Annotated in this window: 17 protein-coding genes; 8 read left to right on the top strand and 9 right to left on the bottom strand. The window is 68.0% G+C overall.

The features are described 5' to 3' along the window. The first annotated feature begins 419 nt into the window (after positions 1-419). Positions 420-1,481, top strand: coding sequence for a hypothetical protein (locus O8I58_RS08535; protein WP_298322290.1), 1,062 nt, complete (start codon positions 420-422; stop codon positions 1,479-1,481). Beyond that, positions 1,468-2,085, top strand: a complete 618-nt coding sequence (locus tag O8I58_RS08530) for a DUF3106 domain-containing protein (protein WP_298322289.1) — start codon at positions 1,468-1,470, stop codon at positions 2,083-2,085. Before O8I58_RS08535 ends, O8I58_RS08530 begins: the two co-directional genes overlap by 14 nt. A gap of 144 nt (positions 2,086-2,229) precedes the next feature. Here the strand turns inward: O8I58_RS08530 and O8I58_RS08525 are convergent, their stop codons facing one another. The 3 genes from O8I58_RS08525 to O8I58_RS08515 form a co-directional block, all read right to left on the bottom strand. Then, positions 2,230-2,505, bottom strand: coding sequence for a hypothetical protein (locus O8I58_RS08525; protein ID WP_298322288.1), 276 nt, complete (start codon positions 2,503-2,505; stop codon positions 2,230-2,232). Positions 2,506-2,740: 235 nt separating this feature from the next. After that, positions 2,741-4,273, bottom strand: coding sequence for an L-piperidine-6-carboxylate dehydrogenase (locus O8I58_RS08520; RefSeq protein WP_298322287.1), 1,533 nt, complete (start codon positions 4,271-4,273; stop codon positions 2,741-2,743). 201 nt (positions 4,274-4,474) lie between these two features. Next, complete coding sequence (locus O8I58_RS08515) at positions 4,475-5,239, bottom strand: sulfite exporter TauE/SafE family protein (protein WP_298322286.1); 765 nt, start codon at positions 5,237-5,239, stop codon at positions 4,475-4,477. Between the two features lie 117 nt (positions 5,240-5,356). Here O8I58_RS08515 and O8I58_RS08510 point away from each other — a divergent pair, with 117 nt between their 5' ends. Next, a complete protein-coding gene (locus O8I58_RS08510) occupies positions 5,357-6,253 on the top strand; it encodes a LysR family transcriptional regulator (protein ID WP_298322285.1) in 897 nt (298 codons plus the stop codon). Positions 6,254-6,264: 11 nt separating this feature from the next. On the opposite strand, the gene O8I58_RS08505 is transcribed toward O8I58_RS08510, so the two are convergent. The 3 genes from O8I58_RS08505 to O8I58_RS08495 are packed head-to-tail and all read right to left on the bottom strand — an operon-like array spanning position 6,265 to position 8,533. After that, positions 6,265-6,606 (bottom strand): DUF3325 domain-containing protein, encoded by a 342-nt coding sequence (locus O8I58_RS08505; RefSeq protein ID WP_298322284.1) that lies wholly within the window; start codon positions 6,604-6,606, stop codon positions 6,265-6,267. Further along, on the bottom strand, positions 6,603-8,222 hold the full coding sequence (locus tag O8I58_RS08500; RefSeq protein WP_298322283.1) for a PepSY-associated TM helix domain-containing protein: 1,620 nt from the start codon (positions 8,220-8,222) through the stop codon (positions 6,603-6,605). Before O8I58_RS08500 ends, O8I58_RS08505 begins: the two co-directional genes overlap by 4 nt. Continuing rightward, the gene (locus O8I58_RS08495) at positions 8,219-8,533 is read right to left on the bottom strand and encodes a DUF3649 domain-containing protein (protein ID WP_298322282.1); all 315 of its coding nucleotides are present in this window, start codon (positions 8,531-8,533) and stop codon (positions 8,219-8,221) included. Before O8I58_RS08495 ends, O8I58_RS08500 begins: the two co-directional genes overlap by 4 nt. A 376-nt stretch (positions 8,534-8,909) precedes the next feature. Between O8I58_RS08495 and O8I58_RS08490 the strand changes: the two genes are divergently transcribed. After that, positions 8,910-9,932 (top strand): Ldh family oxidoreductase, encoded by a 1,023-nt coding sequence (locus O8I58_RS08490; protein ID WP_298322281.1) that lies wholly within the window; start codon positions 8,910-8,912, stop codon positions 9,930-9,932. A 105-nt stretch (positions 9,933-10,037) separates the two neighbouring features. Here the strand turns inward: O8I58_RS08490 and O8I58_RS08485 are convergent, their stop codons facing one another. The 3 genes from O8I58_RS08485 to O8I58_RS08475 form a co-directional block, all read right to left on the bottom strand. Beyond that, the gene (locus O8I58_RS08485) at positions 10,038-11,987 is read right to left on the bottom strand and encodes an XVIPCD domain-containing protein (protein WP_298322280.1); all 1,950 of its coding nucleotides are present in this window, start codon (positions 11,985-11,987) and stop codon (positions 10,038-10,040) included. 77 nt (positions 11,988-12,064) lie between these two features. Next, entirely contained in the window at positions 12,065-12,841 is a 777-nt protein-coding gene (locus O8I58_RS08480) for a hypothetical protein (protein WP_298322860.1), read from the bottom strand. A 255-nt stretch (positions 12,842-13,096) separates the two neighbouring features. Beyond that, positions 13,097-13,342 (bottom strand): DUF1653 domain-containing protein, encoded by a 246-nt coding sequence (locus O8I58_RS08475; protein WP_298322279.1) that lies wholly within the window; start codon positions 13,340-13,342, stop codon positions 13,097-13,099. A gap of 230 nt (positions 13,343-13,572) precedes the next feature. Between O8I58_RS08475 and O8I58_RS08470 the strand changes: the two genes are divergently transcribed. The 4 genes from O8I58_RS08470 (at position 13,573) to O8I58_RS08455 (ending at position 18,986) form a co-directional block, all read left to right on the top strand. Continuing rightward, positions 13,573-14,811 (top strand): MFS transporter, encoded by a 1,239-nt coding sequence (locus O8I58_RS08470; protein ID WP_298322278.1) that lies wholly within the window; start codon positions 13,573-13,575, stop codon positions 14,809-14,811. A gap of 34 nt (positions 14,812-14,845) precedes the next feature. Continuing rightward, positions 14,846-15,946: a PLP-dependent cysteine synthase family protein gene (locus tag O8I58_RS08465; protein ID WP_298322277.1), complete on the top strand. Its 1,101-nt coding sequence runs from the start codon at positions 14,846-14,848 to the stop codon at positions 15,944-15,946. A gap of 153 nt (positions 15,947-16,099) precedes the next feature. Then, a complete protein-coding gene (locus O8I58_RS08460) occupies positions 16,100-18,121 on the top strand; it encodes a M3 family metallopeptidase (protein ID WP_298322276.1) in 2,022 nt (673 codons plus the stop codon). Between the two features lie 199 nt (positions 18,122-18,320). Further along, positions 18,321-18,986 carry a PAQR family membrane homeostasis protein TrhA gene (locus O8I58_RS08455; protein WP_298322275.1) on the top strand — a complete coding sequence of 222 codons (666 nt, stop codon included), beginning with the start codon at positions 18,321-18,323 and terminating at the stop codon, positions 18,984-18,986. Positions 18,987-19,035: the final 49 nt, after the last annotated feature.

Here is a 19,035-nt window from a genome sequence, read left to right as displayed (position 1 = left end):
GCGTCAGGAACCTGTCCGCCGGTTAACGAAAGGCGCGCAACTGCCGGTCTCCATTGGGAAAACTCCCTTATCCACACCGCCTGTGGATAAGCCTGTGCATGGCGCGCCTGCTCCACGCGAAAAATCCGGTGTGCTGTGGGTCGGCGTCACATTGGTGAAAAAAACGCCATGAAGATATTTTATATCTATTTCAATAACTTACCCGTGGAACAGGCCGACGCATGGTTGTCATCTTGGCGGCCGGCGTGGCGCGATGAACGAAAAGTGATTGCTGTGCACAACCGTCGTGGCGAGGAATGCGCGGATATCCCGGGAAATTTGAATGTTCGGCCAATGTCAAGGCTGGCACAGGCGATCCCAACAAGCGCATCGGCGCCTATCATGACCGCCACATTTCCACCCAGCAGACCGACTCCCTCTTGAACTCACCTGCCGACGTCCCCGTGGCGCTCTCCGCATTCCTGCGCGGTGTCGAACGCCGCGGCGTGGTCCTGGCCGAGCTGCAGTGCGGCCGCCGCGAGACCGGCGAGATTGCCTTGGCCGCCTCGCTGCGCGCCTTCCGCCAGTACGCCAGCGATCAGCCCATGGCGCAGTGGCCGCGCGGCTTCTGGTCGCTGCTGGCCGCCGCCCCGCCGCTGCGCCAGGCCCATCCCGAAGCCCGCTGGCCCCAGGACCTGGACTGGCTGGCCGACCTGTCCGATGCCGACCGCATGGCCCTGCTGCTGCGCCTGGCGGCCGGGCTGGACGAAGACGACGCAGCCGCGGCCATGGACGTGGACCAGGCCGCGTACCGCGCCGCCCTGACCCGTGCCTGCCCACGCGACGACGCAGGCCAGCCGGATCCGCAGGGTTGGCGCGATCTGGCCGAAGCCGTGCAGCAGCATCTGCGTGCGTTGTCGCCCGAGCGGCTGGCGCACCTGTCGCGGCTGCGCGAAACGCTGGTGCTCGGCACCGACCGGCGCGCGGTGGTGCCGGAACCCGAAGCCGGCGATGCCGTGCGTGCCCCATCGAGCACCCCGTCCACGGCACCTGCGGTGGACGCACCTGCCAACACCCGCGCGCCCGTCGGGCCGCGCAAGCCTGCCAAGCCGTTCCCGTGGACGCTGGCCGTGGTCGCGCTGGTGGTGCTGTGTGCGCTGGCGGCAGTCGGCGCCTGGTGGTGGCACGGGCAGCAATCGCGGTTGTCCGCACCGGCGACGGTCCAGGCCGATGGCGCACCCGGTGCGCAGGGCCTGGCCGACGAAGCCCAGGTCAAGGTCGAAGCGTTGTCCAGCGACAATGACGCCGCAGCGCGTTTCGACGCGGCCCAGGGCGTGCTGACCCACCCGGATTTCGACCTGCTGATGGACCCACAGGGCCAGGCACTGTCGCAGCGTGCTGGCCTGCTTGCCTGGTATGCCGCCGCCCCGCAGGACCGCCAGCGTGACGCCGCGCAGGCGCTGGCCGCCCCGCCGCAGGAGGCGATGGATGTCGTCCAGTAAGCGGTGGTGGCTGCTGGCCGTGCCGGCGCTGCTGCTTGTCCTGAGCGCCACCCTGGTGGCGCAGACTTCCGAAGAAGATTCAGTGACCCCTGCGGTGCAGGCGCGCCGCGCCAGTCGCCTGGCGGCGCTGGACGAAAACGGCCGCGCCGCCTTTGCCCGGCGCCTGGCGGCCTGGGATGCGCTGCCGCCCTTGCAGCGCCTGCAGCAGCGCGGCGAGTACGCCGACTGGCGCGCGCTGGACCCCGCCACGCGTACCCGCCTGCAGCAGGCGGCCGCGACGCTGGCCACGCTGCCGCCCGCACAGCAACAGGCGTTGGCCGCGCGGTTCGCGATGCTGGATTCGGCCGAACAGGCCGGCTGGCGGATGGGGCCGGAGATCGGTGCCGATTACAACAAGCTGTTCCCGCTGCTGGCCTTCATGCCGGAGGCCGAACGCCAGCCGATGCGCGCGGTGCTGCAGCAGATGAGCGCCCCGCAGCGTGCCGACCTGGCCGTGCTGGCCCAGCGCACGCCGCCGCAGGACCGCGACACCCTGCGCCAGGCCCTGATCGCCACCACCAGCGCATCGCGCGCGCAGTGGTTGCGCGAGCAGCTGGCCCGCTGATTGCGCAACTGACCGGGAGCATGGCCGGCACAGGCCATCCGGCTTTCCGCTGTCGTAGGAGCGGCCCATGGCCGCGATGGGGCATCACCGGGAAAGCCTTTCGCGGCCATGGGCCGCTCCTACGACGGTTGCTGCCGGCCGCTCCTAGAAGTGCAGTTCGCCCCGCAGGCCGTGGCTGAGCAGGTCATCGTCAAGTTCCCGGTACCAGTGTTCGGCTCCCGACGCGGCCGCGGCCACGTACAGGCCGGTGGTGTCCTGCAGCGGCGGGCGCTGGATGCTGACGATCGAAATGTGGTGCGGCGCGCCGGCCAGTGAAAGCAGCGCGTGCTGGACCGTGCGGGCCAGTTCCGCGGAAGACATCTGGTCGTCGACCGGCCGGAAGGCCAGGCGATAGGTGAAGCGCTTGCCGGCTGGGGACATGGGGTGTCACGAGGCGCGTGGGGCGGGCAAGGGTACAAAACGCGACGCAGGACCGCACCGGCGCAGCCGGTATGCAGCGTTTCTCCTGCTTTGCCGATGACCGCCAGGCGCCGCAGATCGCCAGCGAAAGTACTGCCTGCGCTGGATGCGGATGGGCTGCAAGGCAAGAAAAAAGCCAGGCCCCCGGATGTCCGGATGCCTGGCCTGGCGGCCCGCCTGTAGTCAGATCGCTGGCTTACAGGTCGAACTTGATGCCCTGGGCCAGCGGCAGCGAATCGGAGTAGTTGATCGTGTTGGTCTGGCGGCGCATGTAGGCCTTCCACGCATCCGAACCGGACTCGCGCCCGCCACCGGTGTCCTTCTCGCCGCCGAACGCGCCGCCGATCTCCGCACCGCTGGTGCCGATGTTGACGTTGGCGATGCCGCAGTCGCTGCCGGCGGCCGAGAGGAACTTCTCGGCGGCTTTCAGGTTGTTGGTGAAGATCGACGAGGACAGGCCCTGCGGCACGCCGTTCTGCATGTCGATGGCCTCGTCCAGCGTCTCGTACTTCATCACGTACAGGATCGGCGCGAAGGTCTCGTGCTGGACCACCGCATCGGAATTCTTCAGGCCGGAGATGATCGTGGGCAGGACGAAATTGCCGTCGCGTTCGATGGCGCTGCCACCGGTTTCGACCACGCCGCCGGCGGCCTTGGCCTGCGCGATGGATTTGAGGAAGGCTGCGACCGCCGACTTGCTGTTGAGCGGGCCCATCAGGTTGGCTGCGTCCAGCGGATCGCCGATCTTGCCTTCGACCTGCTTGTACGCCTTGACCAGGGTGGCCAGCACGGTGTCGTAGATCGAGGCGTGCACGATCAGGCGGCGGGTGGTGGTGCAGCGCTGGCCGGCGGTGCCGACGGCGCCGAACACGATGCCTGGCACGGCCAGCTTCAGGTCCGCGGTTTCGTCCAGGATGATCGCGTTGTTGCCGCCCAGCTCCAGCAGGCTGCGGCCCATGCGGCGCGCGACGCGCTCGCCGACGGTGCGGCCGACTTCGGTCGAGCCGGTGAAGCTGATCAGCGGCACGCGCTTGTCGTCGACGAACTGCTGGGCCAGTTCGATGCCGGCATCGTTGATCAGGAAGAACAGGTCCGGGAAGCCGGCGTCCTTGAGCGCGTCGTTGCAGATCTTCTGCGTGGCGATGGCAGTCAGCGGGGTCTTGTTGGACGGCTTCCAGATGCAGATGTCGCCGCAGATGGTGGCCAGGAACGCATTCCACGACCACACCGCGACCGGGAAATTGAACGCGCTGATGATGCCGACCAGGCCGATCGGGTGGTACTGCTCGTACATGCGGTGGCCCGGGCGCTCCGAATGCATGGTGTAGCCGTAAAGCATCCGGCTCTGGCCCACGGCGAAGTCGGCGATGTCGATCATCTCCTGCACTTCACCGTCGCCCTCCGGCTTGGACTTGCCCATCTCCAATGCGACCAGCGAGCCGAGCAGGTCCTTGTTGGCGCGCAGCGCTTCGCCGCACAGGCGCACCGCTTCGCCGCGGCGCGGGGCCGGCGTGGTGCGCCAGACCTTGAAGGCGGCCTGGGCGCGCGCGATCACGGTGTCGTAATCGGCTTGGCTGCTGGCGTGGACCGTGGCGATGACGGTGTTGGTGGTCGGATTGACCGATTCCAGTACGCCGGCATCGGTGGTCTTGGACCACTCGCCATGGCCGAGGTAAGTGCCGGAATTGGTCGGGCCAAGGCCCAGGGCCTTGAGCAGGTCAGCAGACATGGTGACTCCTTGCGGGGTGGTCAGCAGCCCAGGCGGTTGCCGGAAGCTGCCACCGAAGCGGATTGAATCGGTCGATTATCCCGGCCGGCGCCCGCAAAACCCAGTGCGCATTTAGGCAGATCGCTGGGTGCATTCGGCAGAAGAACGAAGGGTTTCGGCAGATCGACCAGCCGATCCCCGTCGCGATCCGAAGCGGGCCGCTCAGCCGTGGCGGGACGCGCCCGCCAGCAGCACGCCGGCCGCCAGATACACGCCCAGCACCAGCAGCGCGATCAGGAAGCAGCGCCGGAAGGCCTGCGGCGAGAGCCGCTGGCGCAACGCGCCGCCCAGCGACATGCCGACCAGGGTCGGCACCACCAGCGCGCATGAAGTCGCCACGTCGGCCAACTGGAAGGCCCCGGCCGCGGCCAGGTTCACCGACAGCGCCAGCGTGGACACGGTGAACGACAGGCCCATCGCCTGGACCAGCCCGTCACGCTCCAGTTTCAGCGACTGCAGGTAGGGCACGGCCGGGATCACGAACACGCCGCTGACCGCGGTCACCACGCCGGTGGCCAGGCCCATGAACAGCCCGCGCCGCGGCCGGCCCGCAGGCAATTGCCAGCCTGCCAGGCCGCTGGCGGCGTATAGGCACAGCACCACGCCCAGGATCACCGATGCCCACGCGCCTGCGGGCGCGCCCCACACCAGTCCGGCCAACAGCGTGCCGATGATCGTGCCCAGCTGCAGCAGCCCGGTCCGGCGCAGCAACGGGCCCAGCGTGCGCAGCGGCCGCATCTGCCACAGGTTGCTCAGCAGCGAAGGCACCACCAGCAGCGCGGCGGCATGGCTGGGCAGCATGAACACCGCCAGCAGGGCCATCGAGATGGTCGGTAGTCCCAGCCCGATCACGCCCTTGACGCAGCCGGCCACGACGAAGATCGCGATCACGGCCAGCCATTGCCATGGCGCCAGCGCAGCCTGCATGGGGATTCCTGTGGGGTGGGAAAACGGGCCGCCACTGTTGCCGATGCCGGCGGCATGCACCATCGGGATATTCCGCAGCCAGGCTCAGGCAGGGCCGAAGGCTGATAGCCTCGCCGCATGCGTTTCGACCTCACCGACCTGGGCCTGTTCGTGCATGTGAGCGAAGCCGGCTCCATCACCGCCGGCGCGCGGCGCGCCTGCATCACCTTGGCCTCGGCCAGCGAGCGCATCCGCGGCATGGAAGCCCGGCTCGGCGCGCCGCTGCTGCAACGGCAGGCGCGCGGCGTCGCCCTGACCGACGCGGGCGAAGTGCTGCTGCGGCACGCGCGCCAGGTGCTGGCCGAGGTCGCGTCGCTGCATACGGCCTTGTCCGCATTCGGTACCGAGCGTGCCCCGCGCGTGCGGGTCTACGCCAACACCTCCGGCCTGAGCGACCTGCTGCCGCGCCGCCTGCCGGCGTTCCTGCGCGCGCATCCCGGCGTGCAGGTGGAAACCGAAGAACACCTCAGCGAGTTCATCGCCGATGCCGTGCGGCGCGGCGCCTGCGACCTGGGCATCGTCTCCGATGCCGCCGACCTGCGCGGCCTGCAATGCCATCCGCTGCGTGCCGATGCGCTGGTGCTCGCCGTGCCGGCCGGACATGTGCTGGAAGGCCATGCGCCGCTACCCATCGCCAGCGCTGCCCGGCAGCCTTTCATCGGCTTGATGGAAGAGGCCGCCCAACAGGTGCTGATCGAACGCAATCTCGCCGCCGGTGGCACGCCGCTGACCTGGCGCCTGCGGGTGCGTAGCCTGGAAGACGTCTGCCGCATGGTCGGCGAGGGCGTCGGCCTGGGCGTGTTGCCGGCGATGGTGGTCAGCCGCCTGGGCCGCCGCCATGGCGTGCGTGCCGTGCCGCTCACCGATGCCTGGACCCGACGCACCTTGATGTTGTGCCTGCGCGATGCGGGCCAGATTTCGGCTGAAGCCGGCGCGCTGGCCGAACACCTCCGGCCTGCGCGTCGCGCGCGCTGAAGACGCCGGGCTCAGCCCAGGCCGGTGAGCAGCATCGAGACCAGCGCGATCACCGGCAGGGCCAAGGCTGCCGGCTTCACCCAACGCGGGCGATACGGCAGCAGGCCGAAGGTGATGACCGCACCCGAGGCGGTCATCGCGCCCAGCCACCACAGTGGCCCGATGGTCCAGCCGCGTGCGGCGACCGCCACCGCGAAAGCAGCGAGGGTCAGCGCCCAGCCGGCCCAGCGCAAGCGCCGCATCACGGCCGGGCCGGCGCGATCGGCGCCATGCAGATCCATCTGATGCTTTTCCATGGACAGGCACAGCGCGACGAAGCTGCTGAAGGCCAGCGCGATGGCGAGCGCGCTCATGCTGCGCCTGCATCGGTGGCGGGCGTCTGGGTGGCCTGCAACTGGCGGCGGCGCTTTTCGGCGGCCGACACCGGCGGCTGCCAGCGCTGCATGCGCCGGCCGCAATAGCCCAGCACCACGCCAATCGCACACGTCACCAGGTCGACGCCGGCCAGCGCCCAGTCGCCATCGCGCAGGGTCACGCCCAGGTGCACATGGGTGGTGAAGGCGTTGAGCACGGGAATCAACACGAACAACGCCGAGGCCAGGTACAGCAGCCAGGCCCACATCTGCCGGCGCGGCCAGACGAAGCCGGCCACGATGCACAGGCCCCACATGACGAAGAAGGCGTTGGCTTCCGCACCCGGGCGTTCGGCCAGGTCCAGCGGCAGCAGCCGGTTGGCCCAGAAGTAGCTGGCGAATGCGACCGGCAGGCCGGCGACCGCGCCGATGTTCAGCGCGTCTACCAGGCGCAGGCCGAAGCCGACCTTGCCGGACTTGGCGTGCTTGGTGCGTTCCTTGATGGCCCACAACACCGAGCCGCTGGCGACCATCAGGCAGCCCAGCAGGCCCGAGACGAAAAACAGCAGGCGCAGCCCGGCGTCGGCAAAGCGCGCGATGTGCAGGCCGTACATCACGTCACGCGTCTGCGAGGCGCCACCGGCGCTGTCCCTGCGGGCGAGTACCTCTCCGGTGGCGGCATCCAGGCGGATGCCCGGGGTCTCGCGCGACAGGCGCTGGCCATCGCGCTGGTAGATGCTCACCGTCGCGTTTGCATCACCGGGGTGCTCCACGCGGAAGCTCGCCACATCCTTGCCATGCCATTCGGCGCGCGCCTTGGCCAGCAGCGCATTGATCGGCAAGGACGTTCCCGGTCGGCCCGCAGCCGGGCCCGCTTCAGGCAGGTCGCTGAAGGATTCCTTGAAGAACTGCTCCTGCCCATCGGGGTAGGCCACGCTGATGCTCAAGGGCAGGTACATCACCATCAGCGTGACGATGCCGGTGTAGGTGATCATCAGGTGGTAGGGCAGGGCCATCACCGCGCTGATGTTGTGGAAGTCCAGCCACGAGCGCTGGCCCTTGCGCGGGCGGAAGGTGAAGAAGTCCTTGAAGATCTTCTTGTGGGTGATCACGCCGGTGATGATCGCCACCAGCATGAACATCGCGCAGAAGCCGACCAGGTAGCGCGCCCAGTACACCGGGATGTAGTACAGGTCGAAGTGCAGGCGATAGAAGAAATCACCGCCGCGGGTTTCGCGCACGTCGGATTTCTCGCCGGTGGCCGCATCGATGGTGGCCTGGCCGAAGCGCGCGCGACGCGTGGCGCGGTCGTCGCCTGCGCCCTCCTTGGCCGGATTCATCCAGAACAGGCTCAACGCAGGATTGCGTGCGTCGGGCAGGGTGACGTTCCAGGACTCGGCGTTGGACGCTTCGGTTTTCAGGAAATGCAGGGCATTGCTGGCCGCCACATCGGGCGCGACCACGGTGCGGGGCAGCTCCGGGCGCATCCAGCGACTGATTTCCTCGCGGTAATAGCTGGCCGTACCGGCCATGAAGATCAGCAGCAGCAGCCAGCTGACCAGCAGCCCGGTCCAGGTGTGCAGCCAGGCCATCGACTGGCGGAAGCCCTGCTTCATGGCGCACCCCGCAGCAGCCAGGTCGCCAATGCCATCACGATGGCCGGTGCGGCGATGCCGACCCATGCCTTCAACGCGCTGCGCACCGCGAACGCCCACAGCGCCGCGCAGGCGCAGACCACGATTGCGGTCAGCATGCCGGTCAGTACGGCCTGGCTGCGCGCCATCGGCAGGGCGAGGGCCATCAATGCGCTGGTGCTGGCCGCCAGCCCGTAGCCGCCGAAGATCGCGGCCAGGCTGCGCGACAGGACGCCCAGCCAGGGCTGTTGCCAGAAGCGCACGACCGGCGGGGTTGAAGCCCGTGTGTTCATGCCGTGGCGCCCTGCTTTGCAACGAGGCCCGTGTGCATCAGGGCAACGCGGATGCACGGCGGGAGAAGAGGGGTGTGGGAGGACAGCATGGGTTTCCTGTTCGCGAACGTCAGCGGGCCGCCCACGCCCGGGGCGTTGGAACGGTGTGCAATGGCTGGCCGCGGCGCTCCATGAAGCAGCAGTGCGATGCACTGCGAGGCGTAGCTGATGAGAATTGTTCTCTTTTGGTGCGGTTCCGTCAAACCGGTCCGCGGGCCAGGCACGGTCGAGGTGAGGCGATGGCGATTCGTCTGCGGCGCTCGCCGCTGGCATGCGTGGACGGTGGATGATCGAATACGGGCGCGGCCCCACGACCGCGCCATTGCGAAGGACACCCTTGAATCACTCGTCTTCCGGCGCCGCCCAGGGCAGCGTCACCCTGAGCCTGGATGCCGCCAGTGCACTGGCCGACCAGGCGCTGCGTGGGACTGGCCTGCCGGCCGAGGCCGCCAGGATCGTCGCCGAAGCGCTGGTGGCCGCCGATGCCGACGGCCTGCCTTCGCACGGGCTGGCGCGTATGCCGTTCTACCTGGCCCAATTGCGCAGCGGCAAGATCCGCGCCGATGCCGTGCCGCAGGTGCGCGTGTCCGGCGCGAGCGTGCAGGTGGATGTCGCCCATGGCTTCGCCTTCCCCGCGGTGCAGGCCGGTTTGCCGCAGGCCATGGTGCTGGCGCGCGAGCTGGGGATCGCCGCGCTGACGCTGGCCCATTCGCACCACTTCGGCGTGGCCGGGCATCCGGTCGAACAGGCCGCACGCGCAGGCTTGATCGCGCTGGCCTTCAGCAATGCGCCGGCAGCGATGGCGCCATGGGGCGGGCGCACGCCGCTGTTCGGCACCAACCCGATTGCCTTCGCTGCGCCGCGTACGCAGGGCGATCCGCTGGTGATCGACCTGTCGCTGTCGAAGGTCGCGCGCGGCAAGGTGATGCTGGCGCAGCAGGCCGGAAAACGGATTCCCGGCGACTGGGCGCTGGACATCGATGGCCAGCCCACCACCGACCCGACCGCAGCCATGCGCGGCAGCATGTTGCCGGCCGGCGAGGCCAAGGGCGCGGCCCTGGCGTTGATGGTCGAGCTGCTGTGCGCAGGCCTGACCGGCAGCAGTTTCGCCTTTCAGGCGACTTCACTGTTCGATGCCGAAGGCGCGCCACCGGACATCGCCCATCTGATCCTGCTGATCGATCCGGCGCGTTTCGCCGAAGGCTTCACGGATCGCGTCGAAACGATCTGCGCGGCGATGCTGGCGCAGGACGGCGTGCGCCTGCCGGGCAGCCGACGCCATGAGATCCGGGCGCACCACCGGCGCGATGGCATCACGTTGCCGGCCGTCCTGGTCGAGGCCCTGCGCGCGGCGACCTGATGCAGTCGCCCGACGCATCGGCGTTCTTCGAAACGCAGACGCCCGCCAGGTTGGCGGGCGTCTTGTAAGGCAAGGTCCGACAGCGCCGTTACGCTGTCGCCGGGCTCACGCCATCGCGCGGGTGCTTTCCCGATCCTGCGTGTGCTGCGAAGCATCCTGCACGGGTGCGGCCGGGACATCCTGGCGCAGCTGCAACGCGCTCTGTTCGGCCGGTTGCTGTGCGGCCTGTGCCTTGTCCAGGTAGATGCGCTGGTGCGCGGCGGAATTCAGTTCGCCCTGCACCGCGAACAAGCCCTTGCCATCCGGACTCTGCACGACGTGGTCGATGTGCTGAAGGCCGCTGACGCGTGCCTCGAACACGATCTTCGACGCGGCATTCTCCAATGCATGGCGATCCTTGAACGCATCGGGGCCGAGCTTCTCCAGGCCCGCCACGGCCTGCTTGTACATGGGGTTGTCGGCATGGCGCGCATCGGACAGCAACGGTTCCTTGGCTGCCGCCTGCAGCGCGTCCCGGGTCTTGCTGCCAATCACGCCATCGGCCTCCAGGCCGTGCGCCTGCTGGAAGGCCTTCACCGCAGCCGTGCTGCGCGCGCCGAAGTCGCCATCCTCGCGCAGTGGCTTGCCCTCGCCATCGCGATAGCCGAAGCGGTTGAGCAGCGCCTGCGTCTGCTTCACGTCTTCGCCCTTGGCGCCGTCCTTGAGCGCGTGCGGGCCACCGGCGTGCTGATCGGCCTGGACGGGTTTGGTGGTCGCTTCGCCGCGTGCCTGCGCCTGGGTCTGTTCGCGGTCCTGCAGCAGGTCGCGTGCCTTGGCCAGCGGGTCGGTCGCGAAGAGCTTCACGCCGTGCGACTGCTTGTAATCCAGGTACTTGTCGACGGTGGTCAATTCCACACCTTCGCCACCGCGCGACTGGCTGATCATCAGCGCACCGGACTTCGGGTCGCGCACCACCATCGTGATGTGGTCGATGCCCTTGAACCGGCCCTTGTCGAAACTCTTCGGCCCGTTGTCCTCGCCGATGATCATGCCTTCCTTGAGCACGCCGGCGGTGACTGCCTTGCCCTCGATCATCACGCCGGAGCGCTGCTGGCTCTTGCGGACGATTTCCGAGGCGCTGTCCATGCCGGACGAGAACAGCTCGCCCTTATTGAAGATCTCCTTCCCGGCCTTGGTGTTGATCTCCTGCATGGTCGCGTTCTGCAACGTCACCGCCCAGCCGGAGCAGTCGATATAACCCTGCTCGACATGCTTGCCGTCCACGCCGGCGTACTTGCCGTTCATGGCGTACTTGACGTGGTCGTACTTCATCGTCAGCGCGTAACCGGACTCCAGTGCGATGCCGCTAGCTGCTTCGTGTGGCTTGGCCTGTGCGGGCGCCTGGGTCTGCGCGGGGGCTTGCGTGGGCGTGTGGCCAGCAGTTGCCTGCGTCCGTGCATGGTCACGGCCTTCGGTCACCGGTTCGATGCCCTTTTCAGGGATGCGGATACGGTCGAACTTGGTGTCCCAGTAATCGCGGAAGGTCTGCGCCATGTCCCTGTCGGACATGTTGCGAAACGTGTTCTTCGAGACGCCGGTGATCGCCCGCAGGTCATCCCCGTCAACGTTGTTGAGGATCTTCGCGCGGGTGTCGGTGCGGTCGAAATGTCCTGTGGCGATGGCGGTCTGGATTGAGCGATAGCCACCGGCGCCCTGCTGGTGCGCCATGTACATGTCCAGCCCATCGGGCTGCTGCTTGCCGGACAGGTAAGGCATCCCGTTGCTGTCATGGCGATTGACGAGGGTGTTCCGATTGTCGAGATAGAGCCGGGCCGCCGCGTCGGTGTTGGCCACGGCGTCCAACTCGCGCCCTCGAATCCCGTAGGCGTCGGCGGTGCCGGGCACGAACTGGAAGAGTCCCTTTGCGCTGTTCGGCCCACGGCTGGCCTGTTCGTCGAATTTCCCGCCGGTTTCGATGTACGCAAAACGCATGAAATCGTCGCGCGGAATCCCGCGTTCGCCTGCTTCGCGTTCGATGATGTCGAGGACCTGTCCCCGGGTGTAGTCACGTGCCATCGCGTTCTCCATGCGATTGGGGCGACAGCCGGAATGGCTATCGCGTTGGGTCGACCCGAGTCACATCCGTGGACTCGCTACCGGGAGGTCGACCGATAGGTTGTGTGGGCGGGATCGTAGCGATATTCCGTGGTGCTGTCACCCGCGCCTGCCCCGGTCCCGGCCAGGCTGACGGTCAGTACAGGCAGGTCGCTGCCCGGCGCATTGGTGAAGGTCAGGGTTCCGGTCGTGTCCACGCAGGCGATGTTGCCGGGCTCGTCGGGGCCGCAGCTGCCATCGTTGCTGGAACCGGCTTCCAGCGTGGCCAGGTAGCGCCAGCGCTTGTCATCGGTGCCTTCCAGGCTATGTGGATTGAACAGCAGGATCTGGATCGTGCGCATGGTGGTGCCTGACACCAGGTACCAGGTCGGCACCGCCAGCAGCATGTCGCCAGATGGTGTCACCCACGTCTGCAGCTTGCGCTTGGGGTCGACCTCATCGGCCTTTTCGAAACCGCCGAACTCACCGATGAAAGGCTCCGAGCCCTGCAGTTTCCATGGTGTCTTGCTGTTGGCGTCACCCATCACGAAGGTGGCGTCGGACAGGGTGACCTTGGTCTCCGGCGCAGCCGGTGCGTCCTTCTGTTCCTGCGTGTATTTGTCGGGCGTCTGCCAGGCAAAGCCGGTGAAATAACGCGTGCCGCCCAGTTCGAACGGGAAGCTCAGCCAGTAGTTGATCCAGCTGCCGTTGACGGTTTCGTAGTTCAGTGCGCCATCGCCATCGACGGTGCTGATGAAGTACAGGACGCTGTCGGCGGCCGGCGGCTTGACCTCGGTAGTGGGCGTGGAAGCGGTGGGGGTGCTGGCATCAGGCATGGTTGCGACGTCCTGGGTTGTCGTGGGAGCGGCAGGCGTGGCCTGCGCGGCGGAGGTGGGTGCGGGGGATTGGGCGGTGCAGGCGCCGAGGGCCAGAACGGCGGGCAGCAGCAGGGACATCGGTCGCAGCATGGTCGATCCATCGGGGAGCTGGGCCGGCGATCTTACTGCGTCACGGTGAAACGTTCGTGTGGCGCAGGGAGCCGAGGGCGGAAGCCGGGATGGCGACCGGCGCTGTCGGCGTCGTCTTGCAGATCACGCGGCCGGCGCGTCGTCGATGCGCTGGAAGCGGGCCATGTGCCGGCCATCCACTTCAATCTGGGAGAAGAACATCGCATGGGGGCGCACCCACAGCCCGCCTTCGCCATACAGGGCGCGATACAGCACGAGCGGCTCCAGCGTCTCGCTGTGGCGCGCCGCGCCGATCACGTCGTATTCGCCCCCCTTGTAATGGCGATAGAGGCCGATGGGTGTGTCAGGCAGAGGGGGCAGGGCGGACATGGGATGGACCTGGAAGTTGAGCAGGCGCACAGCATAGACGCCGCGACTTAGCCCTTCGTTGAGTAGTGGCGGGTCGGTGGGGCATTGGACAATACGGCGCGCACAGGAGACTCCCATGACGCAGTCCAATGGTTGGGCCGGCACCCGCGCCGGCATGCCACTACCATCGCCAGCCCGCAGGGCAAGGCCAGTATCGACACCACGCCTCTGGCTGCATCGTTGAGCGCCGGATGAGCCAGGCGGTGGTGGCCAACGCGCCTGCCGGCGCGCAGCTGGAAGCCGCCGGTCGCTGGCGTGCGTTGGGCGTGCTGGCGCTGGCCCTGGTGCTGACCATGAGCCCGTGGTTTTCGGCCACGGCGGTGCTGCCGCAGTTGCGGGCGTTATATGGCTTCGGCGACAGCGTGGGCGCGTGGCTGACCATCGCGGTACAGCTGGGCTTCGTGCTGGGCGCGGTGGGTTCGGCGGCCAGTGGACTGGCGGATCGCGTGCCGCTGCGTAGGCTGGTGATCGGTTCGGCGCTGGCGGTGGCTGCATGCAACGCGCTGCTGCTGGTTGCGCACAGTCCGGCGCAATGGCTGCTGTTGCGCGTGGCCACGGGGGTGTTTCTGGCCGGGGTGTATCCGCCGTCGATGAAGCTGGTCGCGACCTGGTTCGTGCGTGGTCGTGGACTAGCCCTGGGTGTCCTGATCGGCGCGATCACGATCGGGTCGGCGGCGCCGCATCTGCTCGGTGCGCTGGGCGGCGCGCAGTGGCAGGCGGTGATCGTGGCGACCAGTGTGGCGACGCTGGCCGGTGCCCTGCTGATCGCGTTCGGCGTGCATGAAGGGCCGTATCCATTCCCGAAGGCGCCGTTCCGGATCGTCGATGCCACCGCGACCCTGCGCAACCGTGGCGTGCTGCTGGCGATGTGCGGTTATTTCGGCCACATGTGGGAGCTGTACGCGATGTGGGCGTGGTTCGCGACCTATGCGCGTGCGGCGTTGGCCCGGCAGGGCAGTGGCTTGAATGCGGCCGGGCTGACCTTCGTGGTGATCGCTTCGGGTGCACTGGGCTGCGTGGTGGCCGGGCGCGTGGCCGACCGGTTCGGGCGCGCGCGGACGGCGGCGCTGGCGATGGTGGTGTCGGCTGCGTGCTGCGTGGTCATGCCGTGGGTGTTCGACGGGCCGGTGTGGTTGTTCGTCGCGGTCGGGGTGCTCTGGGGGATCAGCGTGATCGCCGATTCGGCGCAGTTTTCCGCCCTGGTGTCCGAACACGCCGATCCGCGCTTCGTCGGCACCGCGTTGACCCTGCAGGTCGGCCTGGGCTACGTGCTGACCGCGGCCACGCTGTGGGGCCTGCCGCTGCTGGCGCGCGGGCTGGGCAGCTGGCGGTGGACGTTGCTGGTGCTGGCGCCGGGGCCGCTGCTTGGCATCTGGGCGATGGCGAAGCTGGGGGCGTGGCGACAGGCGCCGGACGCGCTGCGCCGCTAGAATTCGCAGTTCTTCCCTTCATCGAACCAGGCCCATGTCGCAGCGCGACTGGGTGGCTGCCGCCATCCACAAGATCGAAGCCGACTTCAACCGTTCGGCCGACACCCACCTGATTCCGCTGGCGCTGCCGGGCTATCCCGACATCGACGTCTACCTGAAGGACGAATCCAGCCACCCTACCGGCAGCCTCAAGCACCGGCTGGCGCGTTCGCTGTTCCTGTATGCGCTGGCCAATGGCTGGCTGCGCGAAGGGGCGCCGGTGATCGAGGCCTCCAGCGGCTCCACGGCCGTGTCCGAAGCGTATTTCGCGCGCCTGCTGGGCCTGCCGTTCATCGCGGTGATGCCGGCCAGCACGTCGCCGGAAAAGATCGCCGCGATCACCTTCTACGGTGGCCAGTGCCACTTGGTGGACGACCCGGGCGCGATCAACGCCGAGTCGGTGCAGCTGGCGCGTGCGCATGGCGGGCATTTCATGGACCAGTTCACCTACGCCGAGCGGGCCACCGACTGGCGGGCGAACAACAACATCGCCGAATCCATCTTCAAGCAGATGGCCGAGGAGCCGCATCCGATCCCGGAATGGATCGTGTGCAGCCCCGGCACCGGTGGCACCGGCGCCACGCTGGGGCGTTACGTGCGCTATCGCCGGCATCCGACCCGGATCCTGTGCGCGGACCCGGAGCATTCGGTGTTCTTCGATTACTACCGCGATGCGCTGAAGGGCGAGGCCGACACCGCGCGCCTGCACCACTGCGGTTCGCGCATTGAGGGCATCGGCCGCCCGCGGGTGGAGCCAAGCTTCGTGCCGGCCTGCATCGATGCCATGGTCAAGGTGCCCGATGCGCTGAGCCTGGCCGCGATGCGCTGGACCAGTGCGGCGCTGGGCCGGCGCGTCGGTGGTTCGACCGGCACCAACCTGGTCGGCGTGCTGCACGCCGCGCAGCAGATGCAGGCGGCGGGCGTCAGCGGCTCAATCGTGACCATCCTGTGCGATGCCGGCGATCGCTACGCGCACAGCTACTACGACCCGGGCTGGTACGCGCGCTGCGGGATCGAAACCTCGGCCAGCGACGCGGCAATCACCGCCGCCACGCAGGGTGGCGCGCTGCCGCTGCTGGACACGGCGGCCGGCTGACCCGGAGCCCGGCGCGCCGGCCAGCAGCGCCGCCATGAGAAACGGATCGCCAACACGCCTGGTCGCATAATCGGGCCATTCCGCACCGTGCCCGGCTTGCCCGGCCGCGCCTGCGTCCCCAGATTGCCTGTCCGCACCCCACTCGGAGCCCACATGAATCCGCTGCTCGACTTTTCCGGCCTGCCCCGTTTCGACGCCATCCGCCCGGAGCATGTCGGACCGGCCATCGACACGCTGCTGGCCGAGGCCGAAGCGGCGGTCAAGCTGGCCGAGACCGTCAGCCCGGTGACCTGGGATGGCTTCGTGGTGCCGCTGGACGATGCGACCGAGAAGCTCTGGCGCGCCTGGGGCCAGGTCAACCACCTGCAGGGCGTGCTGAATTCGCCGGAGCTGCGCAAGGCCTACAACGACAACCTGCCCAAGGTGACGCGCTTCGGCAGCGCGCTAGGGCAGAACCTGGCGCTGTTCTCGCAGTACCGCGCGCTGGCTGAAGCGGCCGACTTGGCTGCGCTGGACCCGGCTCGGGCCAAGACCCTGGACAACGCGCTGCGCGACTTCCGCCTGGGGGGCGCCGAACTTCCCGACGAACAGAAGGCGCGCTTTGCCGCGGTGCGCGAGGAACTGGCCAGCCTGTCGGCCAGGTTTTCGGAGAACGTGCTCGATGCCACCGACGAATACGAGTTCTGGATCAAGGACAAGCAGCACCTGTCCGGCTTGCCGGCCGACGTGATCGCCGCCAGCCGCGCCGCGGCCAAGGCCGAGGGCGAGCCGGGCTGGAAGTTCACCCTGCAGATGCCGTGTTTCCTGCCGGTGCAGACCTACGCCGACGACCGCCCGCTGCGCGAGACGCTGTACCAGGCCTACGCGGTGCGCGCCTCGGAAACCGGCGACGAGAAGCTGGACAACTCGCCGCTGATCGACCGCATCCTGGCGCTGCGTGCCGAGCTGGCCCAACTGCTGGGCTTTGCCTCCTACGCCGAATATTCGCTGGCCACCAAGATGGCGCAGAGTCCGGCCGAGGTGCTCGCCTTCCTGCGCGACCTGGGCGCGCGCGCGCTGCCGTATGCCAGGCAGGACCGCGCCGAGCTGGAGGCTTTCGCGCGTGACGAACTAGGCCTGGACACGCTCGAACCCTGGGATGTCGCCTACGTCAGCGAGAAGCTGAAGCAGGCGCGCTACAGCTTCTCGGCCCAGGAAGTGAAGCAGTACTTCACCGAGGACACCGTGCTGGCTGGCCTGTTCGGCGTGATCCAGTCGCTGTACGGGGTCGAGGTGGTGGCTGACACCGCGCCGACCTGGCACCCGGACGTGCGCTTCTATCGCCTGCAGAATGCAGACGGCACGCTGGTGGGGCAGTTCTACCTGGACCTGTATGCGCGCGAGGGCAAGCGCGGCGGCGCGTGGATGCAGGATGCAGTCAACCGCCGCGAGCGCGCCGCAGGCGTGCAGACGCCGCTGGTCTACCTGGTGTGCAATTTCGGCAAGGGCGTGGAGGGACAGCAGGCCACGTTCACCCACAACGACGTGATCACCCTGTTCCACGAAATGGGGCACGGCCTGCACGCGTTGCTGACCGCGGTCGGCGAACTGAGCGTGTCGGGCATCAACGGCGTGGAATGGGATGCGGTCGAGCTGCCCAGCCAGTTCATGGAGAACTTCTGCTGGGAGTGGGAATGGCTGCAGCGCCTGACGCGCCACGAGACCAGCGGTGCGCCGTTGTCGCGCGCGCTGTTCGACAAGATGATCGCGGCGAAGAATTTCCTGAGCGGCATGCAGACCGTACGCCAGCTTGAGTTCGCGCTGTTCGACATGACCCTCCACACCAGCTTCGATCCGGCCCAGGACAGCGTGATGGCGCTGCTGGAGCGCATCCGCGACGAGGTGGCGGTCAACCGCGCGCCAGCGTGGGCTCGTTTCCCGCACAGCTTCAGCCACATCTTCGCCGGTGGCTACGGCGCGGGTTACTACAGCTACAAGTGGGCAGAAGTGCTCAGCGCCGATGCCTATGCAGCGTTCGAGGAAGCACCCGGCCAGCTGGCCGAAACCGGCGCACGCTTCCGCGCCGAAGTCCTGTCGCGTGGTGGTAGCCGCGGCGCGCTGGAGAACTTCACTGCTTTCCGCGGTCGTGCGCCCAACATCGATGCGCTGCTGCGACACAACGGCATGGCGGCGTAGCGATCCACGCTTTTTGTGATCCCGCGTGCGAGCCAGCACGGCGTGCAGCCCGGGTAAGGCCAAAGGCCGCACCCGGGTCGTCTGTCGGTACGGCGCGTTGATCTTCCGGTCGTAGGACCGGCTTGCTTGAAGCGCCGGGCGATGGTGCTGCCACGTTCGCCCGGTATCCTGCTGTCCCCCACGCCGCTGAAGGATTGCCTTGTCCGTTTCCCCTGTGGCCATCGCGCCGCATTACCAGACCCGTGCTGCCCGCCGCGCCGACCTGGTCGTGCATGTGGCCGGGCTGTGCCTGTCGATCTTCGGTGGTGGCCTGCTGATCTGGCGTGCGCTGGCCAACGAGGCGCTGCTGGCCGCGACCTGCGTGTACGCGCTCGGCCTGTTGGTGATGTTCGCCTGTTCGGCGGCGTACAACTTCGCCGCGCCCGCACGCCAACCGGTGCTGCGCAAGCTGGACCACGCCGGCATCTTCGTGATGATCGCCGGTTCGTACACGCCGTTCCTGGTGCTGGGGCTATCGGGAACGTGGGTGTGGGTGATGACGCTGGGCGTGTGGGCCGTGGCGCTGTTCGGCGTGTTCGGCAAGCTGTTCCTGCCCGGCGTGGGCAAGGGCTTCTGGGTGGCGATCTACCTGTTGCTGGGCTGGGCCGGAGTGGTCGCGATCAAACCGCTGATGGCGGGCCTGGACAGTGCCGTGCTGTGGCTGATCGCCGCGGGTGGACTGATCTATACGGTGGGCGTGGGCTTCTATGTGCGCAAATCGATGGTCTACAACCGCGCGCTGTGGCACGCCCACGTGCTGGGTGGCGCAGTGGCGCACTGGGCCGCCATCTGGCTGTGCCTGCGGCCGCTGCCGGGCGCGGCCTGAGCCTGTCTTGCCTGCGGCGCGGGCGAGGCAGCATCCGGCTACGGAATGA

The organism is Pseudoxanthomonas sp., assembly GCF_027498035.1.
Classification (GTDB): domain Bacteria; phylum Pseudomonadota; class Gammaproteobacteria; order Xanthomonadales; family Xanthomonadaceae; genus Pseudoxanthomonas_A.
Note: the sequence above shows the minus strand (reverse complement) of the source record. Positions and strands in the feature narration are given on the sequence as shown.

What these genes read in the sequence shown, in the direction of transcription:
- O8I58_RS08495 (WP_298322282.1), bottom strand. Translation starts at nt 8,533, where the DNA reads ATGAACACACGGGCTTCAACCCCGCCGGTCGTGCGCTTCTGGCAACAG.
- O8I58_RS08505 (WP_298322284.1), bottom strand. Translation starts at nt 6,606, where the DNA reads ATGAGCGCGCTCGCCATCGCGCTGGCCTTCAGCAGCTTCGTCGCGCTG.
- O8I58_RS08515 (WP_298322286.1), bottom strand. Translation starts at nt 5,239, where the DNA reads ATGCAGGCTGCGCTGGCGCCATGGCAATGGCTGGCCGTGATCGCGATC.
- O8I58_RS08520 (WP_298322287.1), bottom strand. Translation starts at nt 4,273, where the DNA reads ATGTCTGCTGACCTGCTCAAGGCCCTGGGCCTTGGCCCGACCAATTCC.
- O8I58_RS08525 (WP_298322288.1), bottom strand. Translation starts at nt 2,505, where the DNA reads ATGTCCCCAGCCGGCAAGCGCTTCACCTATCGCCTGGCCTTCCGGCCG.
- O8I58_RS08480 (WP_298322860.1), bottom strand. Translation starts at nt 12,841, where the DNA reads ATGCCTGATGCCAGCACCCCCACCGCTTCCACGCCCACTACCGAGGTC.
- O8I58_RS08510 (WP_298322285.1), top strand. Translation starts at nt 5,357, where the DNA reads ATGCGTTTCGACCTCACCGACCTGGGCCTGTTCGTGCATGTGAGCGAA.
- O8I58_RS08500 (WP_298322283.1), bottom strand. Translation starts at nt 8,222, where the DNA reads ATGAAGCAGGGCTTCCGCCAGTCGATGGCCTGGCTGCACACCTGGACC.
- O8I58_RS08460 (WP_298322276.1), top strand. Translation starts at nt 16,100, where the DNA reads ATGAATCCGCTGCTCGACTTTTCCGGCCTGCCCCGTTTCGACGCCATC.
- O8I58_RS08475 (WP_298322279.1), bottom strand. Translation starts at nt 13,342, where the DNA reads ATGTCCGCCCTGCCCCCTCTGCCTGACACACCCATCGGCCTCTATCGC.
- O8I58_RS08470 (WP_298322278.1), top strand. Translation starts at nt 13,573, where the DNA reads ATGAGCCAGGCGGTGGTGGCCAACGCGCCTGCCGGCGCGCAGCTGGAA.
- O8I58_RS08530 (WP_298322289.1), top strand. Translation starts at nt 1,468, where the DNA reads ATGTCGTCCAGTAAGCGGTGGTGGCTGCTGGCCGTGCCGGCGCTGCTG.
- O8I58_RS08485 (WP_298322280.1), bottom strand. Translation starts at nt 11,987, where the DNA reads ATGGCACGTGACTACACCCGGGGACAGGTCCTCGACATCATCGAACGC.
- O8I58_RS08465 (WP_298322277.1), top strand. Translation starts at nt 14,846, where the DNA reads ATGTCGCAGCGCGACTGGGTGGCTGCCGCCATCCACAAGATCGAAGCC.